At 50.8% G+C, this 23178-nt stretch carries 22 protein-coding genes and 2 pseudogenes; 5 read left to right on the top strand and 19 right to left on the bottom strand.

Going from position 1 to position 23178, the window contains the following annotated elements:
* The coding region (locus LLG09_03660; protein ID MCE5196208.1) for a putative sulfate exporter family transporter at positions 1-517 on the bottom strand (517 nt) is incomplete at its 3' end.
* Between the two features lie 359 nt (positions 518-876).
* Here LLG09_03660 and LLG09_03655 point away from each other — a divergent pair.
* Both LLG09_03655 and LLG09_03650 read left to right on the top strand, forming a co-directional pair.
* Positions 877-2025 (top strand): sodium ion-translocating decarboxylase subunit beta, encoded by a 1149-nt coding sequence (locus LLG09_03655; protein ID MCE5196207.1) that lies wholly within the window; start codon positions 877-879, stop codon positions 2023-2025.
* A 25-nt stretch (positions 2026-2050) separates the two neighbouring features.
* A complete protein-coding gene (locus tag LLG09_03650) occupies positions 2051-2191 on the top strand; it encodes a hypothetical protein (protein ID MCE5196206.1) in 141 nt (46 codons plus the stop codon).
* Positions 2192-2294: 103 nt separating this feature from the next.
* On the opposite strand, the gene LLG09_03645 is transcribed toward LLG09_03650, so the two are convergent.
* Positions 2295-3308 (bottom strand): hypothetical protein, encoded by a 1014-nt coding sequence (locus LLG09_03645; GenBank protein ID MCE5196205.1) that lies wholly within the window; start codon positions 3306-3308, stop codon positions 2295-2297.
* Between the two features lie 427 nt (positions 3309-3735).
* Between LLG09_03645 and LLG09_03640 the strand changes: the two genes are divergently transcribed.
* A complete protein-coding gene (locus tag LLG09_03640) occupies positions 3736-5010 on the top strand; it encodes an MFS transporter (GenBank protein MCE5196204.1) in 1275 nt (424 codons plus the stop codon).
* 564 nt (positions 5011-5574) lie between these two features.
* On the opposite strand, the gene LLG09_03635 is transcribed toward LLG09_03640, so the two are convergent.
* Positions 5575-6885: an MFS transporter gene (locus tag LLG09_03635; GenBank protein ID MCE5196203.1), complete on the bottom strand. Its 1311-nt coding sequence runs from the start codon at positions 6883-6885 to the stop codon at positions 5575-5577.
* Positions 6886-7121: 236 nt separating this feature from the next.
* Positions 7122-8468 carry an NADP-specific glutamate dehydrogenase gene (gene gdhA, locus LLG09_03630; protein MCE5196202.1) on the bottom strand — a complete coding sequence of 449 codons (1347 nt, stop codon included), beginning with the start codon at positions 8466-8468 and terminating at the stop codon, positions 7122-7124.
* A 453-nt stretch (positions 8469-8921) separates the two neighbouring features.
* Between gdhA and LLG09_03625 the strand changes: the two genes are divergently transcribed.
* On the top strand, positions 8922-9914 hold the full coding sequence (locus tag LLG09_03625; protein MCE5196201.1) for an NAD-dependent epimerase/dehydratase family protein: 993 nt from the start codon (positions 8922-8924) through the stop codon (positions 9912-9914).
* A 74-nt stretch (positions 9915-9988) separates the two neighbouring features.
* On the top strand, positions 9989-10597 hold the full coding sequence (locus LLG09_03620) for a hypothetical protein (protein ID MCE5196200.1): 609 nt from the start codon (positions 9989-9991) through the stop codon (positions 10595-10597).
* 86 nt (positions 10598-10683) lie between these two features.
* On the opposite strand, the gene LLG09_03615 is transcribed toward LLG09_03620, so the two are convergent.
* From LLG09_03615 to fsa, 15 genes and pseudogenes are all read right to left on the bottom strand, one after another.
* A complete protein-coding gene (locus tag LLG09_03615; GenBank protein MCE5196199.1) occupies positions 10684-11103 on the bottom strand; it encodes a hypothetical protein in 420 nt (139 codons plus the stop codon).
* A gap of 4 nt (positions 11104-11107) precedes the next feature.
* Positions 11108-11275: pseudogene (locus LLG09_03610) on the bottom strand (hypothetical protein).
* Positions 11276-11315: 40 nt separating this feature from the next.
* On the bottom strand, positions 11316-12569 hold the full coding sequence (locus LLG09_03605; GenBank protein MCE5196198.1) for a serine hydroxymethyltransferase: 1254 nt from the start codon (positions 12567-12569) through the stop codon (positions 11316-11318).
* Positions 12570-12674: 105 nt separating this feature from the next.
* Entirely contained in the window at positions 12675-13289 is a 615-nt protein-coding gene (locus LLG09_03600) for a TIGR01440 family protein (GenBank protein ID MCE5196197.1), read from the bottom strand.
* Positions 13290-13295: 6 nt separating this feature from the next.
* Positions 13296-13706, bottom strand: a pseudogene (gene rpiB / locus LLG09_03595) (ribose 5-phosphate isomerase B).
* Between the two features lie 49 nt (positions 13707-13755).
* Positions 13756-14256, bottom strand: a complete 501-nt coding sequence (locus LLG09_03590; protein MCE5196196.1) for a low molecular weight protein arginine phosphatase — start codon at positions 14254-14256, stop codon at positions 13756-13758.
* Positions 14249-15301 carry a threonylcarbamoyl-AMP synthase gene (locus LLG09_03585; protein ID MCE5196195.1) on the bottom strand — a complete coding sequence of 351 codons (1053 nt, stop codon included), beginning with the start codon at positions 15299-15301 and terminating at the stop codon, positions 14249-14251. Before LLG09_03585 ends, LLG09_03590 begins: the two co-directional genes overlap by 8 nt.
* Before the next feature lie 79 nt (positions 15302-15380).
* A complete protein-coding gene (gene nagA, locus LLG09_03580; protein MCE5196194.1) occupies positions 15381-16526 on the bottom strand; it encodes an N-acetylglucosamine-6-phosphate deacetylase in 1146 nt (381 codons plus the stop codon).
* Positions 16527-16565: 39 nt separating this feature from the next.
* Positions 16566-17507 carry a peptide chain release factor N(5)-glutamine methyltransferase gene (gene prmC / locus LLG09_03575; GenBank protein ID MCE5196193.1) on the bottom strand — a complete coding sequence of 314 codons (942 nt, stop codon included), beginning with the start codon at positions 17505-17507 and terminating at the stop codon, positions 16566-16568.
* Positions 17504-18580, bottom strand: coding sequence for a peptide chain release factor 1 (prfA, locus tag LLG09_03570; protein ID MCE5196192.1), 1077 nt, complete (start codon positions 18578-18580; stop codon positions 17504-17506). Before prfA ends, prmC begins: the two co-directional genes overlap by 4 nt.
* Positions 18573-19481 carry a DUF1385 domain-containing protein gene (locus LLG09_03565; protein ID MCE5196191.1) on the bottom strand — a complete coding sequence of 303 codons (909 nt, stop codon included), beginning with the start codon at positions 19479-19481 and terminating at the stop codon, positions 18573-18575. The genes prfA and LLG09_03565 overlap by 8 nt, the downstream gene beginning before the upstream one ends.
* A gap of 99 nt (positions 19482-19580) precedes the next feature.
* On the bottom strand, positions 19581-19796 hold the full coding sequence (rpmE, locus tag LLG09_03560) for a 50S ribosomal protein L31 (protein MCE5196190.1): 216 nt from the start codon (positions 19794-19796) through the stop codon (positions 19581-19583).
* A 126-nt stretch (positions 19797-19922) separates the two neighbouring features.
* A complete protein-coding gene (locus tag LLG09_03555) occupies positions 19923-21212 on the bottom strand; it encodes a radical SAM protein (protein ID MCE5196189.1) in 1290 nt (429 codons plus the stop codon).
* On the bottom strand, positions 21213-22172 hold the full coding sequence (glpX, locus tag LLG09_03550; GenBank protein ID MCE5196188.1) for a class II fructose-bisphosphatase: 960 nt from the start codon (positions 22170-22172) through the stop codon (positions 21213-21215).
* 29 nt (positions 22173-22201) lie between these two features.
* Positions 22202-22855: a fructose-6-phosphate aldolase gene (gene fsa / locus LLG09_03545; protein MCE5196187.1), complete on the bottom strand. Its 654-nt coding sequence runs from the start codon at positions 22853-22855 to the stop codon at positions 22202-22204.
* Between the last annotated feature and the right edge of the window lie 323 nt (positions 22856-23178).

The following is a 23178-nucleotide window of genomic DNA, read 5'->3' as shown; positions in this document are numbered from 1 at the left end:
ACTGCTCCGGTGTCAGATGCATCGCCAGGGCGGCATAAGGCCACATCATCGCCGAGAAAATATCGAACAAGAAAATCGCCGCCATGGCATAGGCAAATTCGTCTTCTTTGGCTTTGATAATCGAGGTCAAGGTGGCGATCGCAGTGCCGCCGCAGATCGCAGTGCCGCCGCCAACCAAAATACCGGTATTCGTACTCGTTTTCAAGCGGCGTCCGAGCAAAAGCGCAACCGTAAAAGCAAGACAAATGTTGAAAAGAATCAGCGGTAAGGCCTGCATGCCAACGCCCAGAATCGACATAAAATTCAGCGTGCTGCCGGCCAGAATGATACCAAACTTCAATAATTTACCGGAGGCATATTTCGTACCTTTCTGCACTTCGGCAGAAACCGGCCGGAGGTTGGATACGATGATTCCTAAAAACAAACCTAACATAGGAGCCCCAATATAATGCTGCAGCCCTGCCAGCCAGGTTGCGGCGATTGCCAGAACGCCACAAAGGGAAAGCCCGATGATCATATTTTCACCCTCACTAAGAATTTTCGGAGCCCGCCGCCAAAAGCAAACGCTCCAAATCATAGAATATCAATAGATTCCCCTTATCCTTTCCGATCTCCTGCCCGAAAAAAGAGATACTGTCAGACAGTTTTTTTCAGCAGCAATCATATAAAAATGAAGTTTATGACCGTATTTGAATTCATGCTCTCTGAAATGCCGGAAGCTTAGGACTTTTCACTTATAAACCTCTTTCAGGCAGTCTCAGTCGCTATTTTACGTGAAGTATTTCAGATTCCGGGATTTACGAATGCAATTATTTATAGTATAATATTTATGGGTGCCTTGATGGCAAATATCGTCTTGGAAAGGGGCTTATTTTTATGGAGTTTTTATTGGACGGAATCCGGGCTGTCACTTGGCAGCAACTTGTCATGTATGCTGTCGGATCTATTCTGATCTATTTAGCAATCGCAAAAGACTATGAACCTTCTTTATTATTGCCAATGGGTTTCGGCGCTATTCTGGTTAATTTGCCGTTCTCCGGCGTCTTAAATCAAACCGTTGCGGGAGTTGGTGAGAGCGCCGGTATTATTGAATGGCTTTACGAAACCACCATCGCCTCCTCCGAAGCATTGCCTTTGCTTTTATTTATCGGGATCGGCGCAATGATCGATTTCGGTCCCTTGCTTGCCAACCCGATTATGTTCTTGTTTGGAGCCGCAGCGCAATTCGGTATTTTTGTGGCGATCTCTGTTGCCGCCTTAATGGGTTTCTCGCTGACCGACGCCGCTTCCATCGGTATCATCGGCGCCGCTGATGGTCCGACTGCGATTCTCGTCTCTCAGGTGCTGAGATCCTCCTATTTGGGCCCGATTGCTGTTGCCGCTTATTCTTATATGGCCTTGGTTCCGATCATTCAGCCCTTTGCGATTCGGCTGGTTACCAGTAAAAAAGAGCGTAAGATCCGCATGCCCTACCGCCCGCAGAGTGTGACAAGACAGACCCGGATCATCTTTCCGATTGCCGTCACAATCATTGCCGGTTTTATCGCGCCAATGTCCGTTGCTCTGGTCGGATTTTTAATGTTTGGCAACCTGATCCGTGAATGCGGTTGTCTGAATCGCCTTTCCGAAACCGCGCAGAATGCTTTGGCCAATCTGATTACGCTCTTATTGGGTATTACCATTTCATTCAGTATGGTTGCGGATAAATTTGTTACCGTGCAGACTTTATTAATCATGTGTCTCGGCTTAGTCGCTTTCATTTTTGATACCATCGCCGGCGTGCTCTTTGCCAAATTCCTCAACCTTTTCCGGCAAGAAAAATTCAATCCGATGATCGGCGGCTGCGGCATTTCGGCTTTCCCGATGTCCTCCCGCGTTGTCGCCAAAATGGCTATAAAGGAAGATAATCAGAATCACTTGCTGATGCATGCTGCCGGTGCGAATGTTTCCGGACAAATTGCCTCTGTTCTCGCCGGTGGTATGGTGCTGAATCTGATTCCGAAGATTTTGGAAACATTACACTAAAATTGAAAGACAGGGAGGCTAACTTATGTTTTCAGAAGAAACAATGACTGTATTTTATGCCACGCTCCAACTCATGGGTCAGGGAATGCTGGGTATTTTTATTGGCATGATTTTAATTATGCTGACTGTTTACGTCCTCGGCAAAATCACTGCCGATAAAGAATAACGCTCCCGCTCAAGAAAAGCAAAAAAGAGATCTCCTCGCAGTAAGAAAGGGATCTCTTTTTTCTGTACAAATTGTGAGTAAAAGCTGTTGAGTGTTCGAAGCGCTAAACTTCTTTTTTTTGCTCTGCAGTACTCTCTCGTATTTTCGTTTCTTGGTCCCGGTCCGCAGCGCTTTTTGGTTCAGTGACTGCGGTTTTCACTTTGCCGTCTGTCTTATCTTTTTGCGTGCCATCGATTTCTCCCCAAAAATCATCCCAGACCCAACGCACCAGCTGGTCGTAACTTTCCGGATCGCCGGCATCGACTTTTGCCAGCATCTGATTAACTTTTTTCTGCAGCCAGTCGGAAATATTGAAATCACTGTCTGTCTCTTGCGCAAGCCGCTCGATCTCAGCGATATAATCGGTTAATTTTTCCAGGGAAATATGATAATACTCCGCAATCAGCCGTAAGTCGGCGCTGCTGTCGCTGAGTTGATCCTCCGCGGCAGCCGGCAGAGAGGTGGATACGGTCTGATACATTTCCCGGCTAAAAAGATCAGACTCGATTAATTTTTCAGCCAGGGTGCCGGCGCTTCCTTTCAACTTGGTCTGCAGCGCTTGCCAGGAAAGCGTAACGACATCGCCTCTGTTGAAGTTTTCCTGAGCATCTGACACGGCAGCTAAACCCAATTGCCTGAGCAAAGGTTCTGGTTTCTGCCAATCAAAATCTCCTTCCGCATCGGAATAGCCCAAAGCGCGTAAAAGAAACGTGCTGTATTGATTGGCGGCGAGCAACTGGCTGCTGCCAAATTCTTGCTCTGAAATCCCATTGGTCAGCTTCACGCTGTAGGCATAGGCAACATACGCTTGCGCCCAAACTGGTACATCGGTAAAAGGGCACTCAAGCGCGCAGGCAGCCGCCTCTGCCTCCCGACCTGTCAGGCGCAGCAGCATCAGAAGTCCTTCCAGGCGGGTGGGAGCCCGATCCAATTCAAAGCCGAGTTCACTGCCTTGCAAAAGGTTCAATTGATGGAGCGCAGTTGCTGCCTGCTCTTTTGCCGGTAATGGTTCCGCAGCCAACAAAGTGGAATGGCAACAGAAAATCAAAACAACCAAAGCAAATACGATTTTCTTCACTTGCTTTCACCTCGTGTAAAACGCCGGTTGCAGTTTGTCTTGCTTGTAAAAGAAGATCCGGACCATACATCATTCGATTTACGACACAGCACGACATAGAATGATGATTTTGGCTTCTATTCGCTTTGCTGTGAAGGAAATCCTTTATTTCGGTTTATTCCAACTATTCAATACAACATAATTCTTGTGATCCATCCTTTATTTTACGGGATTTTCTTGGATTTCATAGAACACAAGTTTCAATAACTGTGGCAATACAGAATTTCTCATGTCTGCCTGTCATATGAGATATTGCAGTATTTGAATTATGTTAACATATTAGATAATATTTTTAAGCTTACTCCTTGACTAATATGATCTTATGTGTTACATTTCTGTTAACATATCTCGTATCCTCTACGGGAAGGGAAAGGGGGTTGTCGGAACAATGGCTTCCGAAGCGCCGGTTGCGGTCACGGAAAAGAAAAAATTCTTCAATCGAAATTTCTTGTTATTTTTACAGGCCGGGTTCTTATCTTATTTTGGTGATATCGTCTATAATTTAGCCATCAGTTACTGGATTCTGCAGACAACGGGTTCCACTGCGCTGATGGGCACTGCGGCAGCGGTATCCTTTCTGCCCCGCATCGTCATCTCTCCGTTTGCCGGTGCTTTGGTCGATCGCTTTGACCGCAAACAGATTCTTTGCCTCGCCACCCTGTTCCGCGCTGTTTTTATGAGTCTGGTTGCCTTGCTCGCTTTTCGAAATCTGTTGAGTATTCCCCTTGTGATGCTCAGCGCACTGCTGCTTTCCTCCGCCGGTTCTTTTGCCGGTCCGGCTGTTTCCTCGATCATACCCGATTTGGTGGAAAAAGAAGATGTTGTCAGAGCAAATTCCATCCGCAGCGCCGCTTTCTCTTTTGTCGATCTGGCCGGAAATGGGATCAGCGGTTTTATGGTCAGCCTGTTGGGTGTTCCTCTGCTGATTGCCATTAATGCGGTTTCCTTTTTTTATTACTTTATTTCGCTGCTGTTTCTGCGTTTGCCCCAGCATCTGCTGAGCGAGGCGGCCAAGACCAAAAATGTCCTGACCGATCTAAAAGAAGGTGTGCGGGTATTTTATCAAAATGTAGGGCTACGCATCACGTTGATCATCTTCATGCTGACAAATCTCTTCACGGCAGGCATCTTTAGTTTGCTGTTGGCCATGTTCCTGCAGCGTGGCTTTAGTGTAGAGCAATACGGTATCATTATGGCCTGCATGGGCATGGGTGGTTTGATCGGCATGTTCATCGTGGCAAGCTTCCGATTCCCCAGCCGTCTTTATCCTTCTCTCGTTCTGTTTGGTTTTATTTTGATGGGCAGCTGTATGATTTTGATGGTTTGTACCTACAATATCTACTTAACCTGTGCGATGATTGGCTTTGGCATGATTGGCAATGCCGTCGCCAACTCAATTTTGAATTCGGTTTTCATGGTTGGCGTAGAACCAACCCAGCGCGGTAAACTGGCCGGTGTCATGACTACCATGAGCAATAGTTTGTGCCCGGTTTCCTCGCTGATCTACGGTTTTTTAGGAGAAATTTATCCGCTTTCCAACTTATTTATCATCGGTATGCTGCTCGGCTGCGGTTCTCTCTCACTTATCTTCCTCTCGGCTCAGGTCCGCGATTTCATCAGCCTGAAACCGGCAGTGCCAGTCAAGAGTGAAACTGGCGGATAAAGAAAATCAGCCTTGCGGCCGAGAAAATAATCCTGAATTTAGCAAATCAGTTGTTCTGCTTCCATTTTCGCTCCCGAAACAAAGCAAGCGAATCAATGGATGGAAGGTCAAAGCAGCGGTTCGTCGCGCCGGCAGACCGTTATCACCATAAATTAATTTTCTGCGTCGCAACGCTTTGCCGCGCGGTCCTGCCGGTGATAACGTCCCGCTTATTTTTCAGGATCGTTTCACACTGCCTGTCCTCTTAGTCAGCACTTTTCTATTTTCCGCAGCCGGTTCTTTTGCTCATCTTGCTGTTGTGACATCCCGCCTGCCGGTTCCGGAGAAAAAGCAGAGGTTGTCCGGGATATTTCTCAGGAAAAGGCAGCTTTCTCTTATGTGGATTGAACCGCTGACGGAATCGGCGTCAATTTCAGCAATGAGCTCACCCTGGCGATGAGGCTCTTGCTCAGGGAAATCAGGCGATTGCACGACCTCTGCCTTACCGGCTCTTCTGCTAAAAAAATTTTTCGCCTACAGTCTGTGTCTGCAGCGAAAAGTTTTTTCGTTTGAGCAGGCCGGTCATCATGATTGCGTTTTATTGGCAGCGCGCTTTTCTTTCTGATAAGCAGAAAAGATCACCGAAGCCATCACGACGGCGGCGAGAACGCGAATGATCGTAGACAACCAGAAAACAGGATTGACCTGGTTTCCCATCCTTGTATAAATCTGAACACCCACCATCGGAAAGATGAACGAGACTGTCTGCACTGCCATATTGAAGAAGGCCAGATAGCTGGGCCGCATATTGGGATCGGGCGCCACTTCCAAAAGCGTATTGAACTGTGACAAAGCATAAGCCCCCTGCGCCAGGCCGGTGATGAAACAAATCAGCCACATCAGCCAAAGGTTATCGGCCGTCACAAAAATCTGCACCAACGGTCGGAAAATATAAAGAAAAACCGCTAAGAGAAAGACTGTTTTACTGCCGATTCTGTCGATAATTCTACCCCAATAGGGATAGCTCAAGGTCGTTCCCAGAGACTGCACGACGGTCGTCATGGCAATCTGGGTATTATTCAGATGCAGGTCACGCACCTGATTCAGTGTCCACATGGAAGCAGTCAAACCGAATCCTAAATTTAAAAGAGTGGCAGCCAAGACAAAAACCAGGAAAGGCTGATCCTTGATGATGAATTTGAACCCTTCGTAAGGATTGCTTTTGCGCACACTGCTCGCCGGCGCCTCGTCAGATTTCACTTCATCGGTCCGGTTCAAAAAGTTCAGAGAAGCCATAAAGGCAAGGAACGACAGACTAAAAAGCAGCGTATAATTATAAGGATAAGGAATAAAATCAAGCAGCGGACCGGCCAGCATCATACTGGCCAAAGCAAACCAACCCATCACATAGTTGCGGTCACCAAAAACACGGCCGCGATAGCGGGTTGGGATAATCTCGCCCATCATTTGTGTCCACATGGTGTTGACAATATTGGTCGGGAAATTCATGGCAGTTACCAGCAAAATAAAAAGCCAGGCTTTATAGATCGCGGCGAGCGGCAGGAAGGGAATGACGGCGAAAATAAAATAACAGATGCGCTGCAACAGCGCCCACTTGACCATCGCTTCTTTTTTCTTTTCGATCCGCTCCGTCATCACGGCAGCCGGAATCTGGGCTATTAAACCCATCAAGGCCGGTCCTGATGCTAAAATCGCCAGCATATTTTCCGTCGATCCCAGCTTCAGGGCATAAACCGCCATGAAAGATCCGGTCAAACCAACCGCAACATTGGAAAGAGCACCGTTCAGGATACTGTATTTTACATTGCTGCGCAGCGTCGGATTATCTAAATAGCCGGTAAACCGGTCTGCAATTTTTTGCCGCAGGTTAATCATACTAAAACTTCCTTTTTTTGTTCCTTCCTGGTAAGCAAGCGCTCCCCTTTTATTCTATTTCGGTCTGCTTTTTCCTTCCCCTTTACAGAAAGCGGTTGCAAGCCCTCCAAAAAGAGCGCAGCGTTTCTTAAAAAAAAAGGCTCCCCCGCCGGCAACAGCAGAACTGTTGACGGCAAGGGAGTCTTTTAGCTCAGGATTTGAGAGCAAAAAATCTTTCGTTAATTTTGGTGCGGATTTTAGATGAGTCCCTGAGCGATCATCGCTTCGGCAACTTTCTTGAAACCGGCAATGTTCGCACCGGCAACCAAGTCATAACCCAAACCGCATTCTTCCGCAGCGACAGCGGAAACATCATGGATGTTCTTCATAATGGCATGCAATTTCGCATCCACTTCCTCAGCGGTCCTGCTGTAACGCATCGAGTTCTGGGACATTTCCAAAGCGGAAACCGCTACGCCGCCGGCATTGACAGCCTTGGAGGGGGCAACAGTCAAACCGGATTTCTGGATAAATTCCAAAGCTTCGTTGGTGGTGGGCATATTGGCTACTTCGATATAGTACTTCACACCGTTGTTGATAATCTGCCGGGCTTCCGTCATGCCGATTTCATTTTGGGTGGCGCTGGGCATCGCAATGTCAACTTTGACGCCCCACGGTTTTTGTTTGGCGTGGAATTCGCAGCCAAACTTGTCCGCATAATCCTGAACCTTATCGCGGCCGGAAGCACGCATCGTGAGCATATAATTGATCTTTTCAGCTGTTATCACGCCGTCTTTATCATAGATATAGCCATCCGGGCCGGACAGAGTAACTACTTTGCCGCCTAATTCAGCAACCTTGGAAGCAACGCCCCAAGCCACATTGCCGAAACCGGAAACCGCTACGGTCTTGCCTTTGATGGTATCGCCGAAGTGAGCCAGCACTTCATTCAAATAATAGGTAGCACCGTAACCGGTTGCTTCCGGACGGATCAGGGAGCCGCCGTAGCTCATTCCCTTGCCGGTCAGCACGCCGTTATCCCAAGTACCGGTAATCCGTTTATATTGACCATAAAGGAACCCGATTTCGCGGGCGCCAACACCAATATCACCGGCGGGAACGTCAATGTCAGGACCGATGTGACGATACAATTCGGTCATAAAAGCCTGGCAAAAACGCATTACTTCCGCATCGGATTTGCCGCGCGGATCAAAATCGGAACCGCCTTTTGCTCCGCCGATCGGCAGGCCGGTCAAGCTGTTTTTGAAGGTTTGTTCAAAAGCAAGGAATTTCATGATGCCGACATAAACAGAGGAATGGAAACGCAAACCGCCTTTGTAAGGTCCGATCGCGCCGTTGAATTGGACACGATAGCCGCGGTTCACATTGACCTTACCGGCATCGTCTACCCAGGTTACACGGAAAGCGATCTGTCTTTCAGGTTCGACCATTCTCTCCAGTAAACCCATGGCTTCATATTCGGGATGTTGATTGACAACAACTTCGAGACTCTTAAAGACTTCTTCCACGGTTTGGATGAATTCCGGTTCTCCGGGATTACGAGTTTTCACTTGTTCCAGAACTCTTTGCATATAAGCATTCATGGGAAAAAACCTCCTCTTTTCTATCTATGCAGAGTAAATGCGCGGTAAAAAAAAGCCGCTATCTACTTCTGCTTTAATATTATAGTATCGCAACACGAATAAAAAGTCAAGGATATAAATGTGAAGATTTTAATGGTAATGCATGAATGGTAGACCAACGTGTACAACTAGATAAAACGTTATTTTTATTTAAAATGTCACACGAATCCCTTCGTAATATGATATACTATTTCCTATCCTATGCGGCAGAGATTTTTTGTGCATTTCTCCGGCGGAGAACCGAAGTGTTCGAGCAGCGCAGCAAAAGAGCCCGGCCGCGGCGGAAACAGAAGACAGTCATCACGGTCAGCCGGTAAAAAAAAGGACTTTGTTTCTGCTTTGTAGAAAGATATAGATTCAGTCGTTCCATTCTCAGTCATCCATCGGATGAAATAGGAAAGCGAGGCGTTTTATTTGAAAATCCTGGTGATCGGCGGCAGCAAATTTATCGGCCGGCATGTTGTGAGAGAATTGCTCCTGGCCGGCAATGAAGTCACTCTCTTCAACCGCGGCAATCATCCGTTAAAGGAGGAGGGTGCCTCGGTGCGTCAGTTGGTTGGCGATCGTTTTCTGCCCGGCTCAATCCGATCCGTCCTTGCTGCGGAGCATTTCGATGCGGCCGTGGATATGGTCGCTTACGATGCTCCGGAAACCAGCCTGGCGATTGAACAACTGCAAGGCCATTGCGATCGCTATCTGATGATCAGCACCGCCTCGGTATATGCCGAACCTACGGCAAGCCCGATTCACGAAACGGATCCTCTGATTCTATCCGACGACCCCCGCCATGCGTACGGACATAAAAAGGTGCTGGCCGAACAAGCCGTCTTTGCTGCCCATACACAAACGGGGTTTCCGGTAACCGTGCTGCGCTTGCCCGCTGTTTTTGGTGAATATGATCATCAGGCTAGGGAATGGTATTTCATCAAGCGTCTCTTGGATCAGCGGCGGCAAATGATTCTGCCGGAAGGCGGCTGCGGTGTCTATCACAGAGAATATGCCGCTAACGTTGGTGTCCAGGTTGACTTTCTGCTGCGCACAGCGGCTTCCAATGGAAATATCTATAATTCCGGTCATACCCGGACGCCAAATTACCGACAGCTGGTCAGTCTCGCCGCCAGTCTGTGCGGCCAGCCAATGACTTTCTATAGCCTGCCGGCTCCGCTTTTCCCCCACATTCCGAATTTAGCCAGTCCGGTTATTTTCACCCAATCGACGGGAAAATTGGAAGCGCTTGGTTATCGGGAAAAATACGATGTCGCACAGGCGCTGCAGCGCAGCATGGCTTGGTTTAGAGAAAACCCGATCACAGAATTCCTGCCGTCACAACGTAATCAGGCTTGCCATTTTGATTATGCATGGGAGGATGCCATGATTGCCAACGGCACCGCCGTAGCGTTGGCTTAAAGTTTTATTTTAAAATCCTTACATTTCTTAGAAAAAACGCTCCTTCGTCGATACCGCAAAGGCAGGTGATGGAAATGAAAACCCGCTTACGTTTTCTTTTGCTTTTGCTTTGCATGGTTTTTTTGATCAGCGGCTGCACCCTGCAGGTGCGCCCGGTGATCCCGGTAGAGCATGGCACGATTTTTAACCCCAATTCAGATTCACAAGGTACCCCCGGGAAAGAGTCAGGCGCGGAGCAAACGCCGCCTGCCGCCGAAGTACCGGATACAACCATCAGCGGGAAGCCCGGCACGGAAGTCGATTCAGAAGCGACAAAACCACTTGAAACGAGCGACAAACCGAGTCAAGCAGAGACGGCTGCCGCCCGAGGGGAAACCACCGAAAGCAGTGACGCCGAAATCGCGGATAAAGCGATCGGTCCCGCTGATTTTTCGGTTAAAATCACACCGGAGCAACCCGATGGTGACGGTGAAGTTCAGCTGATGGTAACCGGACCGGCCAACACACCTTATACGGCTACCTTCCATTTCAGGACACGCAGTTCGGTACTCAAGGGCTACTGCGGTTCTCCTTTTACGGTTGTTTTGGGCGGTGCAACCGCTGGTTATCGGGTGGAAGTGGAAGTCAGCGCCCTGATCAACGGCAAATTAGCCAAGGTCGTCACTTCTTTTACACCCAAATAGACCGCCAGGTTCCAGAGTGTCACCTGTTCCGTCTGACCTTAAAAAAACAGATTCGGTTTTACCGGATCTGTTTTTTTAGACTGTTCTCAGAACGTGATTTCTGTCAATTCAGCATTGCAGCATTTTTGTAATCCAAGCGCATGCTGTAAGGAGCAAACGGCTTCATCTACAAATAGCCCTTTAAGCCGTAATCGGTATCGTAATGCAAGATGGTTGATAAAGTGCAGCCATGCACACCCACTACTACCGTCTGCTGCGGCTGCGCCGTGACGATTTGATAGACAAGCCTCGATGTTTCGTTTTTGCACTGCCAGCAATGATTCACAGCCCTCTGCGGCGTAATTCAGATCCGACCATTGAGCTTGCATGTATTCGTCGAAATTGCCGGTAAATAACGCTACCGTCATGCCGCGTTCGCGCAATGCTTCCACCGCGTGAATGCTCAGCCCTTTTTGCTTTGCCAGGCGGAGCCAGCGTCTGGCTGGTACGCAGGCAGGTGCCGGCATAGATGGCGCCGATGCGGCTATCCTCAAGAGCCAACGCCATGAGTGCGGCGCCTTTTTTCTCTTGCCCGGTCAAACCGCGCTGATATTGATCCGGATTGTTGTTATCCGAATGGGCATGACGGACAAAACAGACTTGTGTTATTTGCTTAGCTTCCCCCCCAAAAAAAGACAACGGCGCTGCGTGGCTTTGCCGTTGTCTCAAATTAGGCTACTTAATCAGCGTAGAGCGGGAATTGAGCGCAGAGTTCCGCAATCATTGCACGGCAGCGCACCAAAACCGCTTCATCCTCACGTCCGGCGATCGCCATATCAATTACTTCGGCAATCACATCCATCGCAGCTTCATCGAAACCGCGGCTGGTAACGGCAGGGGTGCCTAAGCGAATACCGCTGGTAATGAAGGGACTGGCCGTTTCAAACGGGACCGTGTTTTTGTTGCAGGTGATATGAATGGTGCCAAGCAGTTTCTCAGCGTCCTTACCGGTGATATTTTTATTGCGCAGATCAACCAACATGAGATGATTGTCGGTACCGCCGGAAATTAAGTTAAAACCGCGTTTGACAAGACCGTTTGCCAGGGCTTGCGCATTGTCGATCACTTTTTGTTGATAGATTTTAAATTCCGGAGCCAGCGCTTCTTTGAAGCAAACCGCTTTGGCAGCGATCACATGCATCAACGGGCCGCCCTGAATGCCGGGGAAAATCGCTTTGTCAATGGCTTTGGCATATTCTTTTTTGCAGAGAATCATACCGCCGCGGGGACCGCGCAGCGTTTTATGCGTTGTCGTCGTTACGAAATCGGCATAGGGCACCGGGTTGCTGTGTAAGCCGGCCGCAACCAAACCGGCGATGTGAGCCATATCCACCATCAGCAGAGCGCCGACTTCTTTGGCAATTTCACTGAAGCGTTTGAAATCGATTTCGCGGGAGTAAGCAGAAGCGCCGCAAACAATCAATTTTGGATGACATTCTTTGGCGATTCTTAAGACTTCATCATAATCGATCCGTCCGGTTTCTTTATTGACACCGTAAGCGACGAAATGATAGAGTAAACCGGAAATATTGACGGGAGAACCATGCGTTAAATGGCCGCCATGAGAAAGGTCCATCCCCATTACCGTATCACCGGGTTTCAGGACGGCAATATAAACAGCGGTATTCGCTTGAGAACCGGAGTGAGGCTGCACGTTGGCATGATCTGCCCCGAACAAAGCGATGGCGCGGTCACGCGCCAAATTTTCAGCGATATCGACAAATTCGCAGCCGCCATAATAACGATGTCCCGGATAACCTTCGGCGTATTTGTTGGTTAATACGGTTCCCACGGCTTCCATGACTGCTTTGCTGACAAAGTTCTCGGAAGCAATCAGTTCGATGTGATCGCGCTGACGGCCCAGCTCCAAGTCCATCGTATTAGCAATTTCAGGATCAAATGCTCTCAGTTCGGGAAATTCATTGATTTTCATGCTAACTCCTCCTTAAATTATCTGGAATGTTTCCTATAAGCTAACCCGCAGCAAATTTGCAATCAGCGCGGAGAGCTTGTATAAAAGTATGGAAGCGCTTCTTGCTTAAAGCCGATTGGCTTCCTGCGCCTGTTCCTGGCTGTAGACGGCTCGCTTGCCACCCACCAGGCGCGGACGGCTGAAGGCGGCCTGGACGCTGGCTTTCCCGAGCGTTTTATGCGCTAAGCGCAGCGGTACTGCCACCCAAGCCAAATGCATTCCGATCAAAGTATTGCCGATATCCAAGCCGGCTCTCGCTTTATGGTGCAGATCATTGACCACCGCTGCTTCCGCCATCTGAGCATAAGCCTGCGTCGCCATCGCTCCGCCGGCGTGCGCGGTGGGAACAACCGAAACTTGCTCCAAATCATAGCGTTCCATCGTACTGCGTTCGACGACCAGGCAGCGGTTAAGGTGTTCGCAGCATTGAAAAGCCAGGACCAGCTGGTGAGCATCCGCCGCTTGGCGCAAGCCTGCATAAACAGCTGCGGCCGTTTCCGCGCTGGAAGCGGAACCGATGCGATGACCGCCGATCTCACTTGTACTGCAGCCGATCACCACCAGACTGCCTGGTTCCAAATTGCTTTTCTCTGCCAGCTCCTGCAGTAAATCGGTGGCCTGCAGCTGCAGCTGCTCCGTGCTAAACTCAGCTTCCTCTGTTTGTTGCGCGGCGGCTTCCACTTTGGCGATTCGGCGAAGATGTCTGCCACCGCTGAATTCTGTATTCAGCCAGGTATCAACAATACTCAAGGCCAGACCGCTGCCGACGACTCTGCCTCCCATACATAAGACATTGCTGTCGTTATGCTCACGAGTGGCCTGGGCTGAGAACAGGTCGTGGCATAAAGCAGCCCTGATGCCGGTTTGCTTATTGGCCGCAATGCTCATGCCAATGCCTGTGCCACAAAGCAGGATCCCTTTATCCGCTTCATTTTGCTGAATTGCCCGCGTCACAAGGATCGCATAATCGGGATAATCCACCGGTTCCGTGGAATAACAGCCAAAATCCTGAACCGTATGTCCGGATTTTTCGAGAGACTGGCGGATTTCTTCTTTTAGCTGGTAGCCGCCATGATCGGCACCAATTGCAATTCTCATCGTAAAATACCTCCTTACCAAAACCGCAGAGGAATCAGCCTGCAGCTTATCACATTGCGGCAAGCCGGTCCATCAGCCGTTCCAGACTTTCGCGCAGTTGAACCGCTGTATGACGATAGACTTCCAAAGGTTGGCCATAGGGGTCTTCAATATCCGTATTCTCTGCGCCGACATAACGGTTTAAGACAAATGTTTTTGCGGTATAACCAGGGAAACGGGTCAGCAGCAGGGTCCGCTGCGCGTTGCTCATCGTTAAAACCAAATCTGCTTCCTGCAGCATTTCCTCTGTTACGCTCTGAGCAGGACGTTCACCCAAACGCAGTCCCAGATCTGCCATGGCAAGGCTAGCTTCTTCCGCCGCTTTATCTCCTGCCACAACGGATAAACCGGCAGACAGGAAGCGGCACTTCGGTGCATGCAGGGTTTTTTCATGAATGTCTTTGGCAATCACTTCCGCCATCGGGCTGCGGCAAGTATTGCCGCTGCAAATAAACAATACGGTCAAAGGTTTTGCATTCTCTTCCTGATTTTTCTGTCTGGTTTCATTCAAGACATATCCACTCCTTTGCCGCTTTCACCATTCTGTTCATCACTGCCCGGCCTAATTCCTTCTCTGTTACACCTTGTAACAAAATACGATTGACTCCGGCATCATCGCAGGCGCGGAAACATTCAAAAAGATGCTGAGCCGTCCGGTGCAGCATGCGTGCTTCGTCCGCTGCGGATAAATCAAAAACCAGATCCGCCGGTGCGCCGAATTGATATTGCGTCATGATGACGCCAATCTTCTCACCGCGTTTTCTGGCAGCCGTCGCATCCTGTATCATCCGTTCACATACGGCCTCGCGCGAACCACTGTAAAGAATAACAGCCGCTTTGGGTGCATAGTGTGTATATTTCATGCCCGGCGCTTTCGGAACATCGGCAAAAGGCAGCGGATTCCGCAGCGTCGGCGCGATCAGTTCCGGTAAAAACGGCAGCAGCATTTCGTAGGTGATCGCCCCCGGCCTTAAAATCACGCACTGACCGAAGCTGAGGTCCAGCACCGTCGACTCTACCCCTTCCCGACAGGCGCCGCCGTCCAGGATCAGCGGAATCCGCCCCTGCAGGTCATCATAGACATGCTGCGCAGTCGTCGGGCTCGGCTTACCGGAGAGATTGGCACTGGGTGCAGCAATGGGAATCGCCGCCGCCGCAATCAAAGCCAAAGCGACCGCATGGTCCGGCATTCTCACGCCCACCGTGCGCAAACCGCCGGTCACCGCATCAGGAATTTCCGGTTTCTTGCTTAAAATCATGGTCAGCGGACCCGGCCAGAAGCGATCCATCAGGCGATCAGCCACCGGCGGCACCTGATCGGCTACCTGAGCCAACATTGCGCGATGGGAAATATGCACAATCAGAGGATTATCAGACGGACGGCCTTTGGCGGTATAAATTGCTCTTGCCGCTGTTTCATCGAGAGCGGAACCACCCAGTCCATAGACGGTTTCGGTTGGGAAGGCTACCAATTGACCGCTGCGCAGCAAGGCGCCGGCGTGAGCCATTTGGCTTTCCTGCCAACCCGCGGTAAAGTCATAGATTTCAGTTTCCATATTCAACATTCCTTTTTTCACAATAACTTCATTTCAGCGCCTTCATGCCAGCGCTCCTGCCTTTCATCGGCAGATCAGACTAAACGCACCTGACTCCCATGCTCCAGACTTGCTTCAATTCCAGACGATCGTCCATTATCACCAAATCCGCATCCCTGCCCGGAGCCAGGTTGCCTTTGCTGCTTTCAATCCCCATGGCCTGAGCCGGCGTCAGCGTGGCCATTTTCACAGCCGCCTGCAGCGCCGCTCCCCCCAGTTTCACGGCGCGGCGCACCGCTTCCGCCATGGTCAGCGAACTGCCCGCCAGCGTGCCGTCCGCCAAATAGAAGGCTCCGTCACGCGCTGTCACAGCCGGCTCCGGCGACCGATCGGTTTTTGCGGTCGTACCGGTTGCACGCAGAGCATCGGTAATCAGGATCACACCTTCTGGACCTTTGACTTTAAAGGTCAGTTTCAGCATGGCAGGATGAACATGCACCCCGTCACAAATCAGCTGCGCACGGATTTCTTTCAAGATGAGCGCCGCCGCGGCCAGTCCCGGCGCTCTTTTGTCGAGCCCGGTCATGGCATTGTATAAATGGCTGACCTGACTGACTCCCCAGGAGGCTGCCAGCAGCATGCCATCGTAATCCGCTTCCGTATGTCCGGCAGCAAAACGAACCCCTTTGCCCACACCGTAGCGGACCATTTCCTCACTGCCCGGCAATTCCGGCGCCATGGTAACCAGACGCACCACCGGATTATCCAGCAGCGGCTGCCATTCTGCAGACTGCGGCAAGCGAATATAGTCTCCGCTCTGAGCACCTTTGCGCCGCTCTGCCAGGTAGGGACCTTCCAGATGAATACCCAGGATACGTTTTTTTAAATCTTCCTGCTGCATTGCCTGTCCAACCGCCTCAATCGCCAGATTCAAAGCGCCGCGGTTATGAGTTACCGTCGTGGGGTATAAAGAGGTGGTGCCGCCCTGCAGATGAAAATTCGCCATGGTCCGGATGGCTTCCACTTCCCCGTCCATCGTATCCGCACCGCCGCCGCCATGCACATGCAGATCGATAAAGCCCGGCAACAGCCAACTGTCGGCCAGATTCACCCGATCATATTCGGCAGGAATTTCATTTTCGGAAACGAAACCGGCAATACGGCTTTGGTTGATCAATAAAGCCGATCCGGTCATCACTTGGTCGGGCGTCATAATTTTACCGCGGTAAAACGCCACACCAGCCATTGTGTCACCTACTTTCCGCTCCTCGCAAGAATATCAATTTTAATCAATTCTAAAATGGGATGAATAAGTCCTGCTGCAGAGAGAAATAAAACCGGCAGCGCTTTCCTTTCGCTTCAGCAGTAAGACGCGTGGGATCGCGGCAAAATCCGCGACCGCGCGATCGAGCAGCCAGCCTTCCTCTTCAGCCAGCCGCAGAATTGCCTGCAGCTGGCCTTGCCCGATCTCCAGAATCAGGAACCCATTTGGCTGCAGACGCGGGCCTGCATCCCGCAGCAAACGGCGATAGAAAGACAGACCGTCCGGTCCGCCATCCAGAGCTATGATCGGCTCCTGCCGGACATCGGCTGCTAAAGCTTCGATCTCAGCCGAAGGAATATAGGGCGGGTTACTGAGAATCATCGCATACTGCGGCAGAGGCAGCGGTGCGAGCAGGTCACCCAGAAAAAAACGTACCCGCTGCTTCACTCCCAGCTGTTCGGCATTGACGGCGCTCAGTTGTAAAGGAAGCGGACTGATATCGCTGGCATCCACCGTCAAACCGGGCAGCAAATGGGCTAAGGTCAAGGCAATGGCGCCGGAACCGACGCCGATTTCCGCGATCACCAAACCGCTGCCATCGCAGCTCCACCGGCGCAGCTGCTGCTCTGCCGCCGCCACCAAATGCTCGGTTTCCGGCCGCGGAATCAGCACACCGGCTGCAACCTGAAATTCCAAACCGTAAAATTCCTGCCGTCCCAGCAAATATTGCATTGGCGTCTGCGCCGTCCTTTGCTGCAAATTGTAGTGATATTGGCGGCGCTGCTCTGTTGTCAATACCATCGCTTCGTCCAAATGGCTAAAAAAAGAGGCTCTGGACATTGCCAGAGCCTGCCGCAATAACAATTCCGCATCTCGCCAAGCGGTTTGCTCCAAGCCATGTTCCTTTAAATAATTAGCCCCTTCCCTGCGCAAAAGGCGCAAGGTGGCAGGTTTGCCGCTCATTGATTGTCTCCTGATAGCTTAGCGGCGCGATCTGCCACGATCAAGGCGTCGATCATAGCTTCAATATCACCGTTTAAATAGGCTTCCAATTGATAAATGGTCATACCTATCCGATGATCGGTCACCCGTCCCTGCGGAAAGTTGTACGTCCGGATGCGTTCGGAGCGATCACCGGTCCCGATTTGGCTCTTGCGGTCGGCGCCGATCGCGGCTGACTGCTTATTTTGCTCAATTTCCAGCAAGCGCGACCGTAAAACCCGCATCGCTTTCTCTTTATTTTTCAACTGTGACCGTTCATCCTGACAGGTGACGACCAAACCGGTGGGAAGATGGGTCAGGCGAATCGCCGATTCCACTTTATTGACATTTTGACCGCCGGCGCCGCTGGAACAATAAATATCGGTTCTGATGTCATTGGGATTGATCTCAATCTCCACTTCTTCCGCCTCCGGCATGACGGCGACCGTGGCGGTGGAGGTATGGATGCGGCCGGATGCTTCGGTTTCCGGTACACGCTGAACCCGATGCACACCGCTTTCGAACTTCAGCCGGCTGAAGGCGCCCTTGCCCTGAATGGAAAAAACGACCTCCTTAATGCCGCCGAGATCTGTCTCATTGATATCCATAATTTCGGTATGCCAGCCTTTGCGTTCGGCATAGAAGGTGTACATACGATACAAATCGGAAGCAAATAAAGCCGCCTCACCGCCGCCTGCTCCGCCGCGGATTTCCATGATCACGTTTTTGTCATCATTGGGATCTTTGGGCAGCAGCAATGCTTTTAACTCTTCCGAAAGCGCTTCTTTGCGATTGCGTTCCTGGGTCAATTCTTCTTTGAGCAATTCAGCAAATTCCGCATCGTTGCCGGCTTCCGAGTTCAATGTCGCCAGGGTTTTTTCAATGTTTGTACTGACCTTTTGATACTCTTCGTAGGCAGTGACTGTGTCACGCAGGCTGGCGTATTCTTTGGCATAGGCTTGATATTCTTTTTGGTTCTTCAAAATTTCCGGATCAGACAGCAGACCATCCAATTGATGGTAGCGATCTGCCAGCGACTGTAATTTATCATACATGGTTGGAAACCTCCTCAGGCGGCAAAACACCCTGCAGGGCACGGATTGCCACCTCGATCTGACTGTCATCCGGTTCTCTGGTAGTTAATTTCTGCAGCCAGAGACCCGGTTTTGTAAAGAAATCGACAAATTTATTTTCTCCTGCATACTTACCCATTAAACGCAGGATCTCGTAGGAAATCCCGGCTACCAACGGCATCAGCAGCAATCGGGAGAGTACTCTGACGAAAAGATTCGGCCAGCCGAACAACGAAAAGAACAAAGACGACACCACCATGACGATGAAGAGAAAATTCGTGCCGCAGCGGGGATGCAGCGTACTATATTTTCGTACTTTTGCCACGGTCAGCGGTTCTTTTGCTTCATAACAATGAATTGTTTTGTGTTCCGCGCCGTGATACTGAAATACCCGGCGAATATCATCCACATAGGAAACTGCGGTGACATAAGCAAAAAAGAAAAGAATCCGGATGCAGCCTTCCAGCAAATTACGCAGCAAGGAACTCTGCAGGCGCTGCAGCGGCAGAAAACGCAAGACAACGGTAGGAAGAACCATAAATAAGCCCACGCCCATGAGCAGAGCCAGAATAACCGCCAAGTACATCTGCCAATCCTTGAGTGCTTCCTCACCCTCCGCCGCTTCTCCATACAGCTCAGCCGAATAATTCAGTACTTTTACGCCGCCCACCAGGGAATCAAGGAAAGCGACCACACCGCGCAGAATAGGCAAGCCTAAAAAAGCATACTTTTTTGTCAGGGGCAGTCGATTTTCGTATTTGACGACAATTTCACCGTTGCTGCGCCGACAGGCAACCGCCATCTGACCTTCCGGTCCCTTCATCATGACGCCTTCAATCACAGCCTGACCGCCATATGCGGCATATTTTTTCCCTGTTGCCATAAGTCACCTGATCTTTCTGTCTAGCTGAGGATTACTAAATGTGTACATGATGAAACAAGCAGCATTGGATCGGACCAAAAACTGCTTGTTCCAATTTGGCTACGCCTCTGTTTCGTCTTTTAAGCCCCAACGTCTTCTGAAGCGGTCAACACGGCCACCGGTATCCACCAGTTTTTGTTTGCCGGTAAAGAAAGGATGACATTTGGAGCAGAGCTCCACACGCACTTCTTTTTGGGTGGAGAGAGCTTTAAACCGTTCGCCGCAAGCGCAAATTACATCGGCTTCATACATTTTGGGATGGATTTTGTCTTTCATGATGCTTCACCTCGGTTTCTAATAATGTTAGAATGCGTTTATTATAGCATATACAGATGGGTGAAGCAAGTAGAATCTTAGGCAAAGCGTGGAGGATTTTAGGATAGCGATCGGCAGGCGCGGCGGCTATTTCCTGACGCTGCGGGAAAATGAGCCAACCAGTAAATCGTTTTCCGCCTGCAAAATGGCAATTTCTTTGCCTAAGCCCAGAGCGGCGCCATCCCGCTCCGGATCCGGCGCCATTTGCCGCCAATAGAGATCAGGGTCAATATTCAGGTTGCGCATCTGCACCATGCTGATTTTATATTTGCGAATACACAAAAGCAGCGCTTCCAGTTCTCTTTCCCGGTCGGTAATGCCCGGGAAAGAGAGCAGATTCAAGGCGATCTGCACCCCGTTTTCCCGGCAAATCTCCATTGAACGGAAAACATCCTGCAATTGATAATTAACGGGACGGTAATAGGCGTTATAAAACGCAGGGCGGACCGAATTCAGGCTGATCCGGATACTGTCCAATCCGTTCTTCGCCAAAGCAGCGATGGCTTTCGAATCACCGGCGTTGGAATTGATGTTGATGCTGCCTGCTTTCGTCTGCTGCCGGATTTCTCGCATTGCCTGGCACAGCACCGGCCATTGCAGAGAGGGTTCCCCTTCACAACCCTGACCGAAGCTGATGATTGCATCCTCCGCCAGTTCCAGATGGGCGGCGCCGATTGCGCTGATTTCCTCAACGCCGGGCACGAAAGTCAATCTGGTTTGCGGAGAGGGACAACATTCGGAAGGCTGCAGGGAAATACAGCCCAAGCAGCGGGCATTACACTGCGGCGACACGGGAATCCCTGCCTCCCAGCGGCGATAAAACATATTTTGTGCCGTAAAGCAGCTGTAATCCAGCGCACAGTGAGCTAATTGCGCGATAATCCGGTTCTGCGGAAATTCCGCCTGACGCCGCCGAATGCAATCTTCCAGCGCGTCCGTGGAAAAATGTTTGGGATCCCAGCGGTCACGCATGGTATCGGTAGCATGGGCGGCTACCCAAACAGCACCCTGCTGCCAGGCGACCGCCGCATAACCGTATAATGGCAGTTCTGCCGCCGCCGGCATTTCACGAAACGCCGGCAGCCCGAGTCTGGTATAACCTTGCGGCAGGGTTGCCGCTACTGCCAGTCTGTCCTGCACTTCCATCACCCGCCCTTTGGCGTCGATACCGAGCGGCACGCGTCCGGGCAGTGAAATCAGACCGGCGCCGGCCGGCAGTGGAATCCAATCCGCCGCGTCCGGCAAGAGCACTTCCTCACCCTGCCGGATCAGTATCTCAAGATCCGGTTCCTCCAGCAGCGTATTCTGACTGTCCGCGCTCAGCAGGCGGAACGGCAGCGCTTTCCTGCGGGTTTTACTCTGAAATTGCTGACGCATTTAAAAATTCCACTGTTTTTGAGCCAAACGGTGAGTCGCTTCAATGATCCGTACGGTACCCGATCTGCCGCGCATCACAATCGACTGGGTCTTGGCGATGCCGTTGCCGGAATAGCGGACGCCTTTTAGTAAATCCCCGTCCGAGATACCGGTGGAAGAAAAGAAAACGTCATCGGTTTTCACCAAGTCATTCAGGCGAAGTACCTTGCCCAATTGCAAACCCATGGCCAGGACGCGGGTTTTCTCCGTCTCATTCATCGGAATCAGCCGCCCCTGCAGCTCACCGCCCATACATTTTAAAGCGGCCGCCGCCAAGACGCCTTCCGGAGCGCCGCCGGTGCCAATCATGATATCGATACCGCTGTCTTCAATTGCGGTCGAAACGGCGGCGGATACATCACCGTCGGTAATCAAACGTATCCGGGCGCCTGCTTCTCTGGCTTGGCGGATAATTTCACTGTGGCGTTCGCGGTCCAGACAAATCAGGGTTACTTCGCTGATCGATTTTTGTTTGGCTTTGGCAACCGCCTCCAGATTCTTGCTGACCGGCCAATTGATATCAATCAGGCCGGCCGCTGCCGGACCGACGGCAATTTTTTCCATGTACATATCAGGCGCATGCAGCAAACAGCCGGCCGGCGCCGCTGCCAGACAAGAAATCGCTCCGGGCAAGCCTTTTGCTACTAAATTTGTTCCCTCCAGCGGATCCACCGCGATGTCGACCTGCGGGCCCTGGCCGTTGCCGACTTTTTCGCCGATGAAAAGCATAGGCGCTTCATCCATTTCACCTTCCCCAATCACAACCGTACCTTCAATATTGATCGAATCGAACAGACGGCGCATCGCTTCCACTGCCAGGCCGTCCGCTCCGTTTTTATCCCCCCTGCCCAATAATCTGCCGCAGGCCAATGCCGCCGCTTCTGTGACACGGACAAATTCCAAAGTCAATTCCCGATGCATATTCATTTTATCGACTCCCTCTCCTGATTTTATTCTTGCTTTTGTAAGGCATTCCAATCATCTAAAAACCGTTTTAAACCCGTATCGGTCAGGGGATGCTTCATCATCAACTGTAAAGTCTTCCAGGGTACGGTGGCAATATCGGCGCCTGCCTTTGCCGCCCCGATCACATGCATCGGATCCCGGATACTGGCGGCGATGATTTTTGTCTCAATGCCATGCAGCAGGAAAATCTCCGCAATATCACGCACCAGCTGGATACCATCCTGACCGAGGTCATCCAGTCTGCCCACAAAGGGGCTGACATACGTGGCGCCGGCTCTGGCGGCCAGCAATGCCTGCGATACGCTGAAAATCAAGGTCAGGTTGGTAGGCAAATTCATCGCATGCAGAATTTTAGTGGCTCTGAGTCCGTCTTCGGTCATGGGAATTTTGATCACGACATTCCGATGCACCGCGGCTAAGCTTTGCGCTTCCGCAACCATACCCTGCCAATCGGTGGCAATCACCTCGGCACTGACGGGACCTTCCACCATTTCACAGATGGTATGAACGGCAGCATGAAAATCCTGATGCCCCGCTTTGGCAACCAGAGTCGGATTGGTCGTGACACCGCAAATGATACCGCAGGCTACCGCCTGTTCAATTTCATCAAAATCAGCCGTGTCAATAAAAAGCTTCATTGCCCTGCCTCCTCATCCCGCAAAGTAGGATCTATCATTCTGAAAAGACTTTATCTTATTTTTGATTCGCTTTAATCACGGGATTCTCCTCCTCAAATACGTGAATACTCGGATCTGACAGGCACCGGACACCGGCAGAACCAAACAGCAAAGAAAAAAAGAAGCACGAATTGGATCGTTTGCGGCCTGCATTCTTCCAAAAGTGCTTCTTTAAGATTCAACCGGGATTCAGCGATTCGGCGCAGCGATTCGGCGCAGCGATTCGGCGCAGCGATTCGGCGCAGCGATTCGGCGCAGCGATTCGGCGCAGCGATTCGGCGCAG

It is taken from the genome of Negativicutes bacterium (assembly GCA_021372785.1).
Taxonomy (GTDB): domain Bacteria; phylum Bacillota; class JAAYKD01; order JAAYKD01; family JAAYKD01; genus JAJFTT01.
Note: the sequence above shows the minus strand (reverse complement) of the source record. Positions and strands in the feature narration are given on the sequence as shown.

Bases quoted from the DNA above. Each gene is read 5' to 3' on its own strand.
- LLG09_03655 (MCE5196207.1), top strand. From the start codon at position 877: ATGGAGTTTTTATTGGACGGAATCCGGGCTGTCACTTGGCAGCAACTT.
- LLG09_03650 (MCE5196206.1), top strand. From the start codon at position 2,051: ATGTTTTCAGAAGAAACAATGACTGTATTTTATGCCACGCTCCAACTC.
- LLG09_03640 (MCE5196204.1), top strand. From the start codon at position 3,736: ATGGCTTCCGAAGCGCCGGTTGCGGTCACGGAAAAGAAAAAATTCTTC.
- LLG09_03635 (MCE5196203.1), bottom strand. From the start codon at position 6,885: ATGATTAACCTGCGGCAAAAAATTGCAGACCGGTTTACCGGCTATTTA.
- gdhA (MCE5196202.1), bottom strand. From the start codon at position 8,468: ATGAATGCTTATATGCAAAGAGTTCTGGAACAAGTGAAAACTCGTAAT.
- LLG09_03620 (MCE5196200.1), top strand. From the start codon at position 9,989: ATGAAAACCCGCTTACGTTTTCTTTTGCTTTTGCTTTGCATGGTTTTT.
- LLG09_03615 (MCE5196199.1), bottom strand. From the start codon at position 11,103: ATGCCGGCACCTGCCTGCGTACCAGCCAGACGCTGGCTCCGCCTGGCA.
- LLG09_03605 (MCE5196198.1), bottom strand. From the start codon at position 12,569: ATGAAAATCAATGAATTTCCCGAACTGAGAGCATTTGATCCTGAAATT.
- LLG09_03585 (MCE5196195.1), bottom strand. From the start codon at position 15,301: ATGGAAACTGAAATCTATGACTTTACCGCGGGTTGGCAGGAAAGCCAA.
- nagA (MCE5196194.1), bottom strand. From the start codon at position 16,526: ATGGCTGGTGTGGCGTTTTACCGCGGTAAAATTATGACGCCCGACCAA.
- prmC (MCE5196193.1), bottom strand. From the start codon at position 17,507: ATGAGCGGCAAACCTGCCACCTTGCGCCTTTTGCGCAGGGAAGGGGCT.
- prfA (MCE5196192.1), bottom strand. From the start codon at position 18,580: ATGTATGATAAATTACAGTCGCTGGCAGATCGCTACCATCAATTGGAT.
- LLG09_03565 (MCE5196191.1), bottom strand. From the start codon at position 19,481: ATGGCAACAGGGAAAAAATATGCCGCATATGGCGGTCAGGCTGTGATT.
- rpmE (MCE5196190.1), bottom strand. From the start codon at position 19,796: ATGAAAGACAAAATCCATCCCAAAATGTATGAAGCCGATGTAATTTGC.
- LLG09_03555 (MCE5196189.1), bottom strand. From the start codon at position 21,212: ATGCGTCAGCAATTTCAGAGTAAAACCCGCAGGAAAGCGCTGCCGTTC.
- glpX (MCE5196188.1), bottom strand. From the start codon at position 22,172: ATGCATCGGGAATTGACTTTGGAATTTGTCCGTGTCACAGAAGCGGCG.
- fsa (MCE5196187.1), bottom strand. From the start codon at position 22,855: ATGAAGCTTTTTATTGACACGGCTGATTTTGATGAAATTGAACAGGCG.